This window comes from Mesorhizobium sp. GbtcB19, assembly GCF_019091085.1.
Taxonomy (GTDB): Bacteria; Pseudomonadota; Alphaproteobacteria; order Rhizobiales; family Rhizobiaceae; genus Mesorhizobium.
In genome coordinates this window covers 1-262 of record NZ_JAGXJY010000290.1, presented here as the reverse complement: position 1 = coordinate 262, position 262 = coordinate 1, and the positions used below count along the sequence as shown (strand labels likewise).

Genomic DNA, 262 nt, shown 5'->3' with positions numbered 1-262 from the left:
GCGCACGGCAAGGGTGCGCTCGCCCGCGCCCGCGAAAGCGGGCAGCGTGGCGCTGATCCCCGCCATACCACTGGGAAAGCCGCGCCCCGCTTCGGCGCCTTCCAAAGCCGCGACGCGCGCCTCGAATTCCCTCACCGTCGGATTGTCGCCGCGCGAATAGATCGGCTGCTTTCTCCTGCCGGCGGAGGTGTCGGCCATGTCGGCGTAATTGGCGAAGGTGAGGAGCGAGGTCTGGTAGATCGGCGGCACCACGGCACCGCCC

Annotated in this window: 1 protein-coding gene; it reads right to left on the bottom strand. The window is 69.8% G+C overall.

Going from position 1 to position 262, the window contains the following annotated elements:
• The coding region (locus tag KVT37_RS32325; RefSeq protein WP_217579042.1) for a PLP-dependent transferase at positions 1-262 on the bottom strand (262 nt) is incomplete at both ends.